Origin of the sequence: Sulfitobacter noctilucae, assembly GCF_000622365.1 — a bacterium.
GTDB classification, from domain to species: Bacteria; Pseudomonadota; Alphaproteobacteria; order Rhodobacterales; family Rhodobacteraceae; genus Sulfitobacter; species Sulfitobacter noctilucae.
In genome coordinates this window covers 175,372-189,783 of sequence record NZ_JASC01000013.1, presented here as the reverse complement: position 1 = coordinate 189,783, position 14,412 = coordinate 175,372, and the positions used below count along the sequence as shown (strand labels likewise).

The following is a 14,412-nucleotide window of genomic DNA, read 5'->3' as shown; positions in this document are numbered from 1 at the left end:
TTAGGAAAGTTCGGTTTTGTCCTCAAAGGCACAGAGGTCTTTGATCAGGCAGGTCGGGCATTGCGGCTTGCGCGCTTTGCAATGATAGCGCCCGTGCAGGATCATCCAGTGATGGGCGTGCAACTGCTGATCGGCGGGAATGTTGTCTTCGATGGCTTTTTCAACGGCCTCGACCGTTTTGCCCGGTGCAATGCCGCTGCGATTGCCCAGCCGGAAGATATGCGTGTCCACCGCCTGCGCAGGAAAGTTCCACCACATGTTTAACACGACATTGGCGGTCTTGCGGCCCACGCCGGGCAGCGATTGCAGCGCAGCGCGTGAATTAGGGACTTCGCCGCCGTAATCATCGACCAGTATCTGGCTGAGCTTCATTACATTCTTCGCCTTCTGGCGGAAAAGGCCGATGCTTTTGATGTGGTCGGTCAACCCGTCCAACCCCAGATCCAGCATCTTTTGCGGGGTGTCCGCGATCTTGAACAGCGCGGCAGTCGCTTTGTTCACACCTGCATCCGTGGCCTGCGCTGACAGGGCAACGGCCACGACCAGCGTATAAACATTGACGTGATCCAGCTCCCCCTTGGGTTCGGGGTCCGCCGCCTCAAAACGCGTAAAAATCTCGCGGATGGTATGATAGTCGAGCTGTTTTGCCATGTGCAGGGTATGCGCGATGCGACGCACAGGGGCAAGCAGTTGCGCATGTTTCGGGTCGCGGGGCGGCGGTGTTGGCTTTAGATTGGGGGTATGAACCAGACACTGAACATCCCCGCTTTGGACGATGGCTATCATTACAAGGTGATGCGCCGTGCGATTGACCTCCTTGACGGGGCCGAGGAACCCCTCAGCCTTGATCAGGTCGCAGCCGAGATGGGCATGTCGCCTGCCCATTTCCAGCGTTTGTTCTCGCGTTGGGTCGGCGTGTCGCCAAAGCGCTATCAGCAGTATCTAATGCTGGGTCAGGCCAAGGAAATGCTGCGCACGAAGGCCACCACGCTTGAGGCCGCGCATGAGGTTGGCCTGTCTGGCACGGGCCGCCTGCACGATATGTTTCTGCGGTGGGAGGCGATGAGCCCCGGAGAGTTTGCACGGCAAGGCGCAGGATTGCGCATTTCATGGGGGTGGTTCGACAGCCCCTTTGGTCAGGTGCTGGTGATGGGCACGGAAAAAGGCATCTGCGGATTGGCTTTGGCTGCCGAGTTGGGGGAAGAGGCCACAATGGCCGACCTGACACGGCGTTGGCCCTTGGCAGAGTTTGTCGAAGATCCCGAGATGCTACGCCCTTGGGTGCTGACGGCTTTCGGAGCGCAGGACGGCGTGGCGGACAAAGCACCACTTTATCTCATTGGCGCACCCTTTCAGATCAAGGTCTGGGAGGCGCTGTTGCGGGTGCCGTCGGGCTATGTGACGACCTACTCAGATATTGCGGCATCGGTTGGCAACCCAAAGGCGGTGCGTGCAGTAGGCACAGCCGTGGGCCGCAATCCGGTGTCTTGGCTGATCCCCTGTCACCGTGCATTGCGCAAGTCGGGGGCGTTGGGCGGCTATCACTGGGGTCTGCCGGTCAAGCGCGTGATGCTGGCATTCGAGGCGGCGCGCGCCGAGGGATAGGCGACTTCACGCCGAAAAATTTCCCCTGTGATTTTTCCATCCGGCAGAGCATATATACTGAACATACCAAGCGCCCTGCCCGAACGGGGCCAACACATATTAAGGCAGTTGCTATGAATTCTTCCAAACTTTCCCTTGTCGCCGTCGTTGCAGGCGCACTGACGCTGGGCGCATGTACGCAGCCGGGTGGCGGCAATATCCTGGCCCAGCCGGGTGATCCGAACCAGAAAACCAAGAATGGTGCGCTGATCGGTGCAGGCACCGGTGCTTTGATTGGCGCGCTGTCTAAAGGCGACGGCAACCGCGCAGATGGTGCGCTTGCAGGTGCCGTGCTGGGCGGCGCGCTGGGTGCTGGCATCGGCTATTCGCTTGACCGCCAAGAGGCCGAACTGCGTCAGCAAATGGGCAGCAATGTCGCCATTTCAAATACCGGCGACCGTTTGATCGTTACAATGCCCAGTGGTCTGCTTTTCGCCACAGACAGCAGCACGGTGACCCCGACGCTGCAGGGTGATTTGCGTGCCTTGGCGCAAAACGTACAGGTCTATTCCAATTCTACGCTGCAGGTCGTTGGACACACAGACAGCGATGGCGATGCGGCCTATAACCAAACGCTCTCCGAAAGCCGCGCACGGGCCGTCACAAATGTCTTGGTCAGCAATGGTGTACCGCAAAGCCGTCTTCAGACGTTTGGCCGGGGCGAAAACCAGCCTGTGGCCAGCAACCTGACACCGGAAGGCAAAGCGCAAAACCGCCGCGTCGAAATTGTGATCCTGCCGAACCCGTCCTGATCCGATATTTCAGCGAAAACGCACAGAAGCCCCTGCATCACGCGGGGGCTTCTTGCTTTTTGGGGTATCCGGTCAAGGTATAGGGCAAGTTGCAACCGGATTGGAGACCACTGAATGGCTACACCCAAACTTGTCGGTATCTCGGGATCGCTGCGGGGCGCATCGACAAACACCAAGCTTCTGTACGAGGCATCGCGCCTCTTTGGCGAAAACGAGTTCAGTTTGCTGGACCTCCGTTTCCCGCTGTATAGCGGCGACGATGAAGCAGCCACTGGCGTGCCGGAGGCAGTCAGGCAGGCCGCTGCACAGATTGCCGAGGCCGATGCGGTGATCATCTCGACCGTAGAGTACAACAAGGGGCCGTCGGGTGTGCTGAAGAACGCGCTGGACTGGATCAGCCGGGTTGAGAGCGCGCCGTGGGACAACAAACCGGTGGCGGTCATGTCCGCTGCGGCGGGGCGCGCGGGCGGTGAGCGGGCACAGATGATCCTGCGTGGTTTCATGGTGCCTTTCCGCACACGCATCTTGCAAGGACCGGAAATTCATCTGGCCAATAGCAGCGAAGAATTCGACGAGAACGGTCAGCTGAAAGGCGAGATGTACATCAAGGAACTGACCCAACTGATGAAGTCTTTGCGCGAGATGATCTAGATCTGCGTCGCAATCTCGATGAGGTTCTGATCGGGGTCGCGCAGGTAGATAGAGGTGAGCGGCCCGGTGGCCCCACTGCGCGGCACCGGACCTTCTTCAATCGCAATACCATGATGGGAGAGATGTCGGATCCATGCGGCCGTCGGTTGATCGGTGATAAAGCACAGATCCGCGCTGCCCGGCGTGGGCTTGCTTGCCTTCGGCTCAAATTCCGCACCGCGTTGGTGGAGATTGATCTTGGACATCCCAAACCGCAAAGCCTGCCGCGTGCTGCCATCCGCGACTGTAAATTCCTGCACGGTCATTCCCAGCACTTCTGTATAAAAGGCGAGCGTTGCGGGAATGTCGGCAACGGTCAGCACCAGATGATCCAGGGAGACGAGACGTGGTTGGTCTTGCGACATGGGCGGGTCTTCCTTACTTAAAACGTATGCAATCTGACCCTATGCAAAGCACAAGTCAAAGCGATGTAATGGACCCGGCCCGGGCCAATGCGATGCGCGTCGCTTTGGGGCAGGGGGCCGATATTGTAGCGGGTGATGCGCTGCCGCCTTTCTTCCATCAGCTCTATTTCTGGGAACCGCAGCCGCCTGATGCGCTCGGGCGCGACGGGCATTCGCGCATGGGCGGGTTGATACCCGATTTGGATTTGCCGCGCCGGATGTGGGCGGCGGGGCGACTGGTGTTTCACCAGCCATTGCTTGCAGGGGTGCCAGCGACCCGCACCACCACTTGTGAAAACGCACAGCGCAAAGAGGGCCGCAGCGGGCCGCTTGGGTTTGTCACTCTGCGCCATGATGTGCATCAGAATGGTAAATTGGCGTTGAGCGAAACGCAGGATTTGGTTTACCGCGAAGACCCGAACCCGGCGGCGTCAACGCCGGTGCCACCGACAGCCCGATGCGACGAGATGGTTTGCGAAAAGGCGCAGTTCACCTCGACGCTGCTGTTTCGCTATTCGGCGCTGACATTCAACGGGCACCGCATCCATTATGATCTGGATTATGCCCGCGATATTGAAGGCTATGCAGGGTTGGTGGTGCATGGTCCGTTGCTGGCGCAGCTTCTCATGCTGATGGCGCAGCGGCATCTTGGTGCTTTGCATCGTTTTTCGTTCCGAGCAACGGCACCCCTGATGCATTTCGAGAAAGCAGAGCTATGCCTTAAAGGGACCGATCTGTGGGTGCGGGGGCCGGATGGCAGGCAATGCATGACGGCAACGGTTGAGATTGCCGAGCGCTAGAGGTTGTCCTCTACCCGAAAGCCATCCGGAATATTGTCGCGCCCGTCCAACAGCAGATCGACCATAACCTCGGCCACCTTGGGGGCCATCCCAAAGCCAATCTTGAACCCGCCATTCGCGATGAAATGACCGGCTTTGCCCGGCCAGGCCCCCAGCATCGGGGCGCGGCTGCGAGCGCGGGGGCGCACCCCGGCCCAGCGGGCGATGACGGGTGCATCCTTCAAGGCCGGAAGGGCGGCTTTTGCCCGCGCGATCACCTCGTCAAGCTGCGCGTCGGTGTCGCTCGGCGACGTATACTCCCGCTCCGACGTTGATCCGATGGCGACCGTTCGGTCACAATGCGGGATGATGTGCAATCCGTCCGCAAAAAGCTGTGGCTGTCCGCTGGCATCATATTGCAGCAGGGCGGCCTGACCTTTGACGCCTCCCCCCATGTTGCGGCTGTGCTGGGCGCTGAGGTCTTGGAGGCCCGTCACGCCGGTGGCCCATATGGTCTGCCCGCTGTCCTCTGCTTCTGCCGCTATGCGCACACTGTTGGCGGCCAATGCCTGCACCAGCGCATCACAGGCACGGCGCGGATGAACCAAGGCGCTCAGCGTGTCGTAGATCAGGTAGCCCGACGGGCTGTGCGGCTCCCAAGGTGCATCGGTTGCGGGGATCACCTTCCAACGCGCATGATCCTGCCAAAGTTCCTGCGCTGTACCGGCCCGCTGGTGCGCAAGATCGAGGGCGTGATCGTCTGCGATAGGTTGCAGGCGTCCGTGGCGTGCATAGCCGCTGCTGGCACCGCTCGCGGCCTCAACACCCGTCCAGAAATCCTGCGCCATCAGCAGGCTTTCAAACTGAAACGCCTTTTTGGCGTTCCAGTTTTCGGGCACATGCGGGGCAAGCGCACCGACGATCCCGCCACTGCTGCCGCTGGCTGGGCCGTTCGGGTCCATCACCTGGACCCGCGCGCCGCACTGCACAGCGGCCCAAGCAATGGATAGGCCGAAAATCCCGGCCCCCCGGACAGTGATATCGCAGCTTGCCAAGCGTTTCTCCTTCGCGCACATGTGACGCAGTTACTCTTTACGCGGTGTCGCCATGCAGAACCAGTCAGATCAGATCGCGTGGCGGGACGGCGACGTGCCCGTGTCGACCCTGTTCGACGACCCGTTCTTCAGCCTTGAGGATGGCGTGGCCGAGACTCAGCATGTGTTTTTGGGGGGCAACGACCTGCCCGCGCGTTTTGCGCCGGGGTTTCAGATTGCTGAACTTGGATTTGGCACCGGGCTGAACCTGTTGGTGGCGTGGGATGCCTGGATTGCGTCGGGTCAAAATGGTGCGTTGCATTTCACCAGTTTCGAGGCCTATCCGATGGCACCTGCTGATATGGTTCGGGCCCATCGTGCCTTTCCAAATTTCAACGGTCGCCGCGATGCCTTGGCCGAAGCGTGGACAGGAGCGGGCGGTTTGATAGAGCTTCCCGGTTTGCGGCTCGAAGTCATCGAGGGTGACGCCCGCGAGATGCTGCCCCGCTGGGAAGGCAAAGCCGATGCCTGGTTTCTCGACGGGTTCTCGCCAGCAAAGAACCCCGAACTCTGGTCGAAAGATCTGATGGCGGAGGTTGCCAACCATACGGTGACGAATGGAACGGCGGCAACTTATACTGCTGCGGGATTTGTGCGGCGCGGTTTGACTGATGCAGGCTTTGAGGTAGAGCGCACATCAGGCTTTGGCCGCAAACGGCATATGACCCGCGCGAGGATGCCAGTATGAGCCAGAGCAACAACATCCCTCTTGGCATTGGTCTGATGGTCGCCACGACATTTGTATTTGCCGTTCAGGACGGGCTCTCGCGGCACCTCGCTTCGGAATACAATGTGATGATGGTTGTGATGATCCGATATTGGTTCTTCGCGGCATTCGTGATGGCCATCGCCAAACGCAACGCAGGCAGTCTTCGTGCCGCGGCGCAAACCTCGCAACCGCTGTTACAAGCGGCACGCGGACTGCTGCTGGCGGCGGAGATTTGCGTGATGGTGGTCGCATTCACCATTCTAGGGCTGGTCGAAAGCCATGCTGTTTTCACGTGCTATCCGCTGTTGGTCGCGGCGCTTTCGGGCCCCGTGTTGGGCGAACAGGTCGGCTGGCGGCGCTGGGCAGCGATCGGTGTCGGCTTTGTCGGTGTGCTTATCATTCTGCAGCCGGGGATGAGTGTGTTTGATCCGGCGGCGGCGATCCCGCTGCTGGCGGCGGCGATGTTCGCGGTCTACGGATTGCTGACACGCTATGTCGCACGCGAAGATACCACCGCCACAAGCTTTTTCTGGACGGGTGTTATGGGGTCAGTGGCGATGACATGCGCTGGCGTATGGTTTTGGGAGCCGATGATCGCTTCAGATTGGTTCTATATGGGCTGTCTCTGCATAACCGGCGTGACAGGACATTGGCTGTTGATCAAATGTTATGAGGTGGCAGAGGCCAGCGCGGTTCAGCCTTTTGCTTATTTGCAACTGGTCTTCGCAGCGATCATCGGGATCAGTATTTTTGGCGAAACCGTGCGGACCAATGTCGCCATCGGTGCCGCGCTGATTGTCGCGGCGGGGCTATTCACCTTCTGGCGCGAACGCCTTCAGCGTGCTGCCGACTAGTTCCTCGCTGAATGGGATGGGCAGCGGGTCCATCCCCAACCGTGCACGGTAGACTGGCAAGCTTTCCGTGACACGCATGATGTAATTTTGCGTCTCGCGAAACGGGACCATCTCGATCCAGTCGACGATATCAATTTCCCCCGCGCGCGGGTCGCCATAATCCTCCATCCAGCGTGGCGGACGCGCAGGTCCGGCGTTATAGGCCGCTGATACCATCACCACATTACCGTCAAAGCGTCCGGCCATCTGCGATAGATATTTCGCGCCAAGCCGGGCGTTGTAGTCGGGATCGGCGGTCAATCTGTCGGTGCTGTGTAGTGCTAAAACGCCCAGATCGCGCGCCACATCGCGGGCGGTCGCGGGCATCACCTGCATCAAACCGCGCGCGCCTGCGCCGCTTTGCACGCCGGCGTCAAATTCGCTTTCGCGGCGTGCAATGGCCAGCGTCATGTCGGGCGACATGGGCAGGTCCATCTCGGTCAGGGAATGCAGCGGATAATAGGGGGCCGCGATGGTCAAGCCACGCTGCGCGGCGCGTTTGCCGATCATCACCGCCAAATGCGGCTGGTCGGCGTCGATGGCGGCTTGTCCCAGCAGCGCGATGTCTTCGGCCACCAGTTGTTCGGCCAGATGGGTCCAGAACCGCTCGGCCAGCGACACCTCGCCCGAAGCTTGCAGCAGCAATCCTGCCTCGAACAACGGCGCAGCGGCCAAAGGCGATTTGCGCCAGTCGATGGCAGGCGGCGCACCGACTAGGTCCTGATCGAACGGCAATCCGGCGCGTTCAGCGGCAAGCAGTCCATAGAACGAGGTCTGGTATTTCGCACCCATCGCATAGGCTTTGGCGGCTTCTTCGATCTTGCCCATCGCTTCGAGTGCGCGGCCCTGCCAATACCCCGCGCGGCCTTGGGAAATGGGCGATGCGACAGCGCGGTCGTGGTTTAGGAAATGCTGGTAGGCGGCATCGTTGTCTTTCAAAAACCTCAACGCGATATAGCCTGAAAGCCATTCCAGATCCGCATAGTGCGACCCATCAGTCAAGAAATGCTGGGAGGCCATTTGGTAGGCGCGCACAGGATCGCCAGAGCGCATCTCGCCCCGGGCCAACGCGCGGCGCCGGTTTGCCCAGGCGGCGGGATTGCCCAGTGCCTCAACGCTGGTCGATTGTTCCAGCAAAAGCGTCTTGGCATCGTTCACCAACCCCTTGCGAATGCGCCATTCGAAACGGTCTGCTTGCAACCCTGCGTCGGTGTTTTGTGGCGCGGGCAAAGCATTGATCATGGCGTTCACGTCGCCCTGCCGCCGCTGCAGCGCGATCCGCGTTTCAGCCAAAGCAATATCGGCTTTGTCGACAAGGTCGAACATCTGCCGGGCCTTGGTATGTTCCCGGGCCCAAAGCATCGCATCCAGCCGGTCGCGGTGGTGCGGTTTAAGCAGCTCGGCATGTTCGGCCAGAAACAGCGCTTGCGAGGTCGCATTCATCGGCATGGTTAGCCAGGCGTTCGTCACGCTGTCCTGCGCCTTCGCAGACTGACCAGCGCGGGTAAGTGCGGCGGCATGGGCCAGCACAGCGCGCGGGGTTTGAGGCGGCTGTTGCAAAAAGAAGGCAAGCACCGCACTGTCATCTTCCTTGATCACAGCGTCCTCTGATTGCTTGCGCAGATAAGTCTCTCCCGGCCAGTCGGGGCGGCGCTCAAGGAATGTCTGCACCTGTTCAAAGGTACCGCGTCCCGCCCGCAAACGGTGCCATTCGATCACATCGGCAGCAACCTGCCCATCACGGGCTGCAAGCTGCCGCGCGCTGTCCCAATTGCCCTGTCGCATCGCCTCGATGGCCCAGCCCAAAGGGCGCGGTCGCTCGGCCAAGCTGGGCAACGCGGTCACAAATACCAGCAGCAGTGCGGTTAGAATCCGTGTCATCGCTTGCATTTCCTGTGATCTAGGGGCTACAGCCTTCCAACATATCCCATGGGGCGGCGCAATCAAATCACGAAGCTGTCGCCACCTTGTTCCCAGTCCGGTTTTGCGCCGGCCAGCACATCAAAGGAGCGTGCAAATGTTCAATGGCTCACTGCCTGCACTCGTCACGCCGTTTCAGGGCGGCGAACTGGATCTGGAAACGCTCAAGAAACTGGTGGAATGGCACATCGGCGAAGGGTCGAACGGGTTGGTGCCTGTAGGGACCACGGGCGAATCGCCGACATTGACACACCGCGAGCACGAACTTGTGGTCGAAGAAGTGGTCAAAGCTGCGGCGGGCCGTATTCCGGTGATCGCCGGAGCAGGATCGAACAACACGGTCGAGTCGATCCGCCTCGCGCAGCACGCCGAAAAGGTCGGGGCAGATGCTGTTCTTGTGGTTACGCCCTACTACAACAAGCCCACCCAGCGCGGGCTGATTGCGCATTTCACGGCGATCCATGACGCCTGCGGTCTGCCGATCATCATCTACAATATCCCGCCCCGTTCGGTCATCGACATGACGCCAGCGACGATGGGTGAACTGGCCAAGTTGCCGCGCATTGTCGGTGTCAAGGATGCCACGGGCGATTTGGCGCGCGTGTCGATGCAGCGGATCACCTGTGGACCGGACTTCTGCCAGTTGTCCGGCGAAGACCCCACCGCGCATGGGTTCAACGCTCAGGGCGGTGTGGGTTGTATTTCGGTCACAGCGAACGTGGCACCCCAACTGTCAGCCGCGTTGCAAGCGGCCTGTGCCGCAGGCGATTATGCCAAGGCGCTGGAAATTCAGGACAAGCTGATGCCGCTGCACAAGGCGATCTTTACAGAGCCTGGCTTGGTTGGCGTAAAATACGCCATGTCGCGTCTGGGCCTGTGTTCCGAAGAGGTGCGCCTGCCGCTGACCGGCCTGTCTGACGAGACCAAGGGCTTGGTCGAAGAGGGCATGCGCCACGCGGGTCTGCTGACCTAACGCCCTCGTCAGCGCTTGCCGTAGTACAGACCCACAACATGCTCGGCTTGCGCAAAGAACAGCCAGCGCGAGGCGAGCACGCCTGCCACATGGGACAGCACAGCGACAAGCGCGAGCCAGTGGTTGAACGGTAAGAGCAGCACGAGAACCGGCAGCACCACCATTAACCCCAGTGCGATGACCCGCAGTTTCAGCGCATGCTTACGCCCGATCACATAGACGAACTCACGCAGCAGGTAGTTGGTGCCTGTATGCGGCGGCTCGAACGAGCGGACGGTACCGATGTTGCCTAGCTGCGTGGCACTCGCCAGATCGGTGCCAGCCGACTCGAAGGCATTGTCGCCCATTGTCCATGTGATCACCTGCACGGCACCGGCAAGAACCAGCAAGGCAATGGCCCATGTGATCTGTCCGGCCATCAAGGCACCACCGGCGATGCTGATCGACAGTAAATAAGCAGGGGTCAGGGGGGTGTTCCAACGGGGGACCGTCTTGAGCTGTCCATAGATCATGGCTGTGGTGAAAACTGTTCCGATGGACAGGAATGCTCCGATAATGCCCAGCACCGTCCAGCGTTGTTCCAGAAAGACCAGCCCCGCGCCGTAAAGGGCCATCACCAAGAGTGCCGCAACTGCGCACCAACCTTCACGACTCAGCCAGCTTGAACGCCATTGCGTAAAGGCTTTGAGCGCCCTTTCGGGATGCCCAAGGTGGAAGGTGGAAGCGATCAATCCGCCCACTGCCAGCACATAGGCGATGGCAAAAAAGGCAAATGCGGTGAAGCCGGTTACGGCGGGAAAGCCGAAACCCAAAAAGAACAGCAGGCCAAAGCCCAGGCCCGAAAAGGTCGAGAAAAAGATGACGGACGGCGCGGGATGCATCAGAGTTTCTCCAGCGCTTTGTCGAGCCAGCCGAGGAAACCTTTCGGTTCGGCGATCACTGGATCGAGGAAGGGGGCCAGCACGTCGAATTCCGGCAAGGCATCCTTGGGACGCGGTGGTAGATATTTGTTCACGGGTTTAGTGCCCTGTTCCGGCATCAGGTCCATACCGCCCCGCTCTGCCACCAATTGGCTGACAGCGCTGTCAGGGTCGCCCAGATCACCGAAGTGCCGCGCGCCCGCCGGACAGGTCCGCACACAGGAAGGCACGCGGTCTACCTCGGGGATGTTCTCGTTATAGATACGGTCCACGCAGAGGGTGCATTTCTTCATCACCTTTTCCTCGGCGTCCATCTCGCGTGCGCCGTAGGGACAGGCCCAGGCGCACAGCCCGCAGCCGATGCAATCGCTCTCATTGACCAGCACGATGCCGTCTTCGACGCGTTTATAGCTGGCACCGGTGGGGCAGACCGTGACGCAGGGGGCGTCTTCGCAATGCAGGCAGGACTTGGGAAAGTGGATCAGTTGCGCCGCACCTTCGGCTGGTTGCACTTCATAGGAGTGTACGCGATTGAGGAAGGTGCCGGAAGGATCGGCACCATAAGGGTCTTGGTCAGACAGGGGCGCGCCGTAGTTTTCGGTGTTCCAGCCCTTGCAGGAGATGACACAGGCATGACAGCCGACACAGGTATCGAGGTCGATGACAAGGCCGAGCTTCTTGTGGGTGGTTTCGGGAAGGGTCGTCATATGTGGCGCTCCTTGCTTTTGTTGGAGGGGGCTCTGCCCCATCGATCAAAGATCGATTCCCCGCGGGATATAAGGCCAAAAAGAGAAAGCATCATTTGCCGACCTTCCAAGCCAGTTTGTCGGGGCCCTGGCCCACAGGGGATGTGATAGGCGGATATTCGGGGCGCGATTCCTTGGGGGCATCGGTCTTTTCGATGCGCACCTTGAGATCGAACCACGCTGCTTGTCCGGTGATCGGGTCGGAGTTTGCCCAGCGCAGGCCGTCGCCCTTGGGCGGTAGTAATTCGTGGATAAGGTGATTCAGCAGGAAACCTTTGGTGGCCTCTGGTGCGTCCTTGTCCAGCGCCCATGCGCCTTTGCGCTTGCCGATAGCGTTCCATGTCCAGACGGTGTTTTCATTCAGCGCGGCCATTTCCATGACCGGCACCGTGATTTCGCCATGCGGAGAGGAGACCCGCGCCCAGTCGCCATCGCTCAGATCGTGCTGCTGCATCAGTTTGGTCGGCAGATACAGCGGGTTGTGGCCGTGCAGTTGCCGCAGCCATGCATTTTGCGATCCCCAGGAATGGTACATCGCCATAGGCCGCTGGGTCAGGGCCGTGATCGTGTAGCCTTCGTTGCCTTGCTGATCTGTCTCATACCAGATGGGCAGGGGGGACATCGTGTCTTTGATCCGCTGACGGAGATGGTTGGGCGGTTGCCGGTCGCCATGCCCTTCGGCGGCCAGCTGGAACTTGCGCATCGGTTCGACATAAAGCGAGAACAGATAGGGTTGCGGACTGTCGAAGAGGCCCATGTCGACGGCCCATTTCTGGTAGGCCATGTTCCACGGTTTGTAGTAGTTCGCGTCTTCGGGAACGTGTTCGACAAAGAAGCCGCCGTTTTCGATGTAGTTGTCGATCTGGCTGGCGTTCACGCCGCCGCGCCCCGATTGCAGGCCTCTGTCCCCCATACGCCAGCCGGCCAGTGGCCCGATGCCGGGACGGCGTTCGTGGTTGATGATATAATCGGCGTAGTCGGCGAACTTCTGGCTGCCATCGTCGTTTACAAACCCCGGCAGGCCCAGTTTGGCCCCCAGATCACAGAGCGCGGATTGAAAACCCTTCACGTTGCGGTCCGGTTCGACCACAGGCCAGCGGATCGCGTCGGCCATCGCATCGGCCTCGCAGATCGGGCGGTCCAGCAGGGAGATGCAATCGTGTCGTTCCAGATAGGTGGTGTCGGGCAGGATCAGGTCGGAATAGGCAACCATTTCGGAGGAATAGGCATCGGAGTAGATGATATGCGGGATCACATAGTCGCCGTTTTCATCCTTGTCCGTCAGCATCTCCATCACGCCGCCGGTGTTCATCGACGAATTCCACGACATGTTCGCCATATACATGAACAGCGTGTCGATCTTGTAAGGATCGCCCGCGTGGGCATTGCTGATGACCATGTGCATCAACCCGTGGGCCGACATGGGGTTTTCCCAGGTGAAGGCCTTGTCGATGCGGGCGGGCGTGCCGTCTTCTTTCAACGCCAGATCGTCGGGGCCGTGGACAAAGCCCAGATGCGGACCGTTCAGCGGCGCACCCGGTGTCAGGCCCACATGCGGTTTGGGATGCGCGCTCGCGGGTTTGGGGTAAGGCGGTTTGAAGCGGAACCCGCCCGGCACCTCGACCGTGCCAAGGATGATTTGCAGCACATGCAAGGCGCGACAGGTCTGGAACCCGTTGGCGTGGGCCGAAATCCCGCGCATCGCGTGAAACGATACCGGGCGGCCCGTCATGGTCTTGTGCGTTTCGCCGCGGAAGTCGGTCCATTCCTGGTCCAGCTCGAATGCCTCGTCAAAGGCGACGCGGGCCAGTTCGGCGGCGATGGCGCGGATACGATTGGCGGGAATGCCGCAGCGGTCGGCGACCGCTTCGGGCGCGTATTCCTCGTTTAGGTACTTCTCGGCCATCTTGTGAAAGACGGGCACATGGGTGATGCCCTTGGCGCGGTGGGTAGCGGACAGATCAGGTTTCACGCCTGGCCTGTCGAAGGGGGCAAGTTTGCCCGTCGTCCGGTCGATCACCAATTGCTTGCCGTTCTCATCGCGCATGTAAAGGCCATAGTCTGGCGATTTCTCGTCCATATTCAGCAGGACGGGCGCGTCGGTGTATTGAGCCAGATAGGTCAGGTCCATCTTGCCTGCCTTCATCAGGCAATGGACCATCGCCAAGATGAACAGACCATCGGTGCCGGGCGTGATGCCGACCCAATCATCCGCCACGGCATTATATCCGGTGCGGATCGGGTTCACGCCGATCACCCGCGCGCCGCGTGCCTTGATTTTGCCCAGCCCCATTTTGATGGGATTGCTGTCGTGGTCTTCAGCCACACCAAACAGCATGAACAGTTTTGTGTGGTCCCAATCGGGCTGGCCAAATTCCCAGAACGCACCGCCCATTGTATAGATGCCAGCGGCAGCCATGTTTACCGAACAGAACCCGCCATGGGCGGCATAGTTGGGCGTGCCAAAATTCTGCGCCCAGAAGGAGGTGAAGGACTGAGACTGGTCGCGTCCGGTGAAAAAAGCTAGCTTCTCAGGGTTGGTGTCGCGGATCGGTTTCAGCCAGCTTGCCGCAATGTCATAGGCTTCATCCCATGAGATTTCCTCGAATTCGCCCGATCCACGCGGGCCGACCCGTTTCAAAGGTGCGCGCAGCCGTGAGGGTGCGTTGTGCTGCATGATGCCCGCCGAACCTTTGGCGCAGAGCACACCCTGATTGACCGGATGATCGCGGTTGCCCTCGATATAGGCGACGCGCAGCTCACCCGCGTCGTCTTTCTTCATGTGGACGTTGATGCCGCAGCGGCAGGCGCACATGTAGCAGGTCGTCTTGCGGATTTCGTCCGATACCTTGGGGCTCAGGTCTAGCGTCGGTTGGGTCATGCGAAGC

The 14,412-nt window shown here is 60.1% G+C and carries 14 protein-coding genes; 7 read left to right on the top strand and 7 right to left on the bottom strand.

Translation table 11 applies throughout. From position 1 onward, the window contains the following. Positions 1-651: an endonuclease III gene (gene nth, locus Z945_RS0107670; protein WP_025051516.1), complete on the bottom strand. Its 651-nt coding sequence runs from the start codon at positions 649-651 to the stop codon at positions 1-3. Between the two features lie 90 nt (positions 652-741). Between nth and Z945_RS0107665 the strand changes: the two genes are divergently transcribed. From Z945_RS0107665 to Z945_RS0107655, 3 genes are all read left to right on the top strand, one after another. Then, positions 742-1,605, top strand: a complete 864-nt coding sequence (locus Z945_RS0107665; protein ID WP_025051515.1) for a bifunctional helix-turn-helix domain-containing protein/methylated-DNA--[protein]-cysteine S-methyltransferase — start codon at positions 742-744, stop codon at positions 1,603-1,605. 113 nt (positions 1,606-1,718) lie between these two features. Beyond that, complete coding sequence (locus tag Z945_RS0107660; protein ID WP_025051514.1) at positions 1,719-2,396, top strand: YiaD family glycine zipper/OmpA-like lipoprotein; 678 nt, start codon at positions 1,719-1,721, stop codon at positions 2,394-2,396. A 114-nt stretch (positions 2,397-2,510) separates the two neighbouring features. After that, positions 2,511-3,047 (top strand): NADPH-dependent FMN reductase, encoded by a 537-nt coding sequence (locus Z945_RS0107655; protein WP_025051513.1) that lies wholly within the window; start codon positions 2,511-2,513, stop codon positions 3,045-3,047. Here the strand turns inward: Z945_RS0107655 and Z945_RS0107650 are convergent. Continuing rightward, on the bottom strand, positions 3,044-3,451 hold the full coding sequence (locus tag Z945_RS0107650; RefSeq protein ID WP_025051512.1) for a VOC family protein: 408 nt from the start codon (positions 3,449-3,451) through the stop codon (positions 3,044-3,046). The genes Z945_RS0107655 and Z945_RS0107650 overlap by 4 nt on opposite strands. Positions 3,452-3,519: 68 nt before the next feature. Between Z945_RS0107650 and Z945_RS0107645 the strand changes: the two genes are divergently transcribed. Beyond that, positions 3,520-4,290, top strand: a complete 771-nt coding sequence (locus Z945_RS0107645) for an HTD2 family dehydratase (protein ID WP_241434479.1) — start codon at positions 3,520-3,522, stop codon at positions 4,288-4,290. Here Z945_RS0107645 and Z945_RS0107640 read toward each other — a convergent pair. Then, the gene (locus Z945_RS0107640) at positions 4,287-5,324 is read right to left on the bottom strand and encodes an NAD(P)/FAD-dependent oxidoreductase (protein WP_025051510.1); all 1,038 of its coding nucleotides are present in this window, start codon (positions 5,322-5,324) and stop codon (positions 4,287-4,289) included. The genes Z945_RS0107645 and Z945_RS0107640 overlap by 4 nt on opposite strands. 52 nt (positions 5,325-5,376) lie before the next feature. Between Z945_RS0107640 and mnmC2 the strand changes: the two genes are divergently transcribed. Further along, positions 5,377-6,051 (top strand): tRNA (5-methylaminomethyl-2-thiouridine)(34)-methyltransferase MnmC2, encoded by a 675-nt coding sequence (gene mnmC2 / locus Z945_RS0107635; protein ID WP_025051509.1) that lies wholly within the window; start codon positions 5,377-5,379, stop codon positions 6,049-6,051. Continuing rightward, positions 6,048-6,926, top strand: coding sequence for a DMT family transporter (locus Z945_RS0107630; RefSeq protein ID WP_025051508.1), 879 nt, complete (start codon positions 6,048-6,050; stop codon positions 6,924-6,926). Before mnmC2 ends, Z945_RS0107630 begins: the two co-directional genes overlap by 4 nt. Here the strand turns inward: Z945_RS0107630 and Z945_RS0107625 are convergent. Beyond that, entirely contained in the window at positions 6,882-8,855 is a 1,974-nt protein-coding gene (locus tag Z945_RS0107625; protein WP_025051507.1) for a lytic transglycosylase domain-containing protein, read from the bottom strand. The genes Z945_RS0107630 and Z945_RS0107625 overlap by 45 nt on opposite strands. A gap of 127 nt (positions 8,856-8,982) precedes the next feature. Here Z945_RS0107625 and dapA point away from each other — a divergent pair, with 127 nt between their 5' ends. Next, positions 8,983-9,858, top strand: a complete 876-nt coding sequence (gene dapA / locus Z945_RS0107620) for a 4-hydroxy-tetrahydrodipicolinate synthase (RefSeq protein ID WP_025051506.1) — start codon at positions 8,983-8,985, stop codon at positions 9,856-9,858. Positions 9,859-9,866: 8 nt separating this feature from the next. Here dapA and Z945_RS0107615 read toward each other — a convergent pair whose 3' ends face one another. The 3 genes from Z945_RS0107615 to Z945_RS0107605 form a co-directional block, all read right to left on the bottom strand. Further along, a complete protein-coding gene (locus Z945_RS0107615) occupies positions 9,867-10,739 on the bottom strand; it encodes a dimethyl sulfoxide reductase anchor subunit family protein (RefSeq protein WP_025051505.1) in 873 nt (290 codons plus the stop codon). Beyond that, complete coding sequence (locus Z945_RS0107610; RefSeq protein WP_025051504.1) at positions 10,739-11,485, bottom strand: 4Fe-4S dicluster domain-containing protein; 747 nt, start codon at positions 11,483-11,485, stop codon at positions 10,739-10,741. Before Z945_RS0107610 ends, Z945_RS0107615 begins: the two co-directional genes overlap by 1 nt. 91 nt (positions 11,486-11,576) lie before the next feature. Further along, positions 11,577-14,405, bottom strand: a complete 2,829-nt coding sequence (locus tag Z945_RS0107605; protein ID WP_025051503.1) for a molybdopterin oxidoreductase family protein — start codon at positions 14,403-14,405, stop codon at positions 11,577-11,579. Positions 14,406-14,412: the final 7 nt, after the last annotated feature.

What these genes read in the sequence shown, in the direction of transcription:
- Z945_RS0107665 (WP_025051515.1), top strand. Translation starts at nt 742, where the DNA reads ATGAACCAGACACTGAACATCCCCGCTTTGGACGATGGCTATCATTAC.
- dapA (WP_025051506.1), top strand. Translation starts at nt 8,983, where the DNA reads ATGTTCAATGGCTCACTGCCTGCACTCGTCACGCCGTTTCAGGGCGGC.
- Z945_RS0107605 (WP_025051503.1), bottom strand. Translation starts at nt 14,405, where the DNA reads ATGACCCAACCGACGCTAGACCTGAGCCCCAAGGTATCGGACGAAATC.
- Z945_RS0107630 (WP_025051508.1), top strand. Translation starts at nt 6,048, where the DNA reads ATGAGCCAGAGCAACAACATCCCTCTTGGCATTGGTCTGATGGTCGCC.
- mnmC2 (WP_025051509.1), top strand. Translation starts at nt 5,377, where the DNA reads ATGCAGAACCAGTCAGATCAGATCGCGTGGCGGGACGGCGACGTGCCC.
- Z945_RS0107660 (WP_025051514.1), top strand. Translation starts at nt 1,719, where the DNA reads ATGAATTCTTCCAAACTTTCCCTTGTCGCCGTCGTTGCAGGCGCACTG.
- Z945_RS0107650 (WP_025051512.1), bottom strand. Translation starts at nt 3,451, where the DNA reads ATGTCGCAAGACCAACCACGTCTCGTCTCCCTGGATCATCTGGTGCTG.
- Z945_RS0107610 (WP_025051504.1), bottom strand. Translation starts at nt 11,485, where the DNA reads ATGACGACCCTTCCCGAAACCACCCACAAGAAGCTCGGCCTTGTCATC.
- nth (WP_025051516.1), bottom strand. Translation starts at nt 651, where the DNA reads ATGGCAAAACAGCTCGACTATCATACCATCCGCGAGATTTTTACGCGT.
- Z945_RS0107655 (WP_025051513.1), top strand. Translation starts at nt 2,511, where the DNA reads ATGGCTACACCCAAACTTGTCGGTATCTCGGGATCGCTGCGGGGCGCA.
- Z945_RS0107625 (WP_025051507.1), bottom strand. Translation starts at nt 8,855, where the DNA reads ATGCAAGCGATGACACGGATTCTAACCGCACTGCTGCTGGTATTTGTG.
- Z945_RS0107645 (WP_241434479.1), top strand. Translation starts at nt 3,520, where the DNA reads ATGGACCCGGCCCGGGCCAATGCGATGCGCGTCGCTTTGGGGCAGGGG.
- Z945_RS0107615 (WP_025051505.1), bottom strand. Translation starts at nt 10,739, where the DNA reads ATGCATCCCGCGCCGTCCGTCATCTTTTTCTCGACCTTTTCGGGCCTG.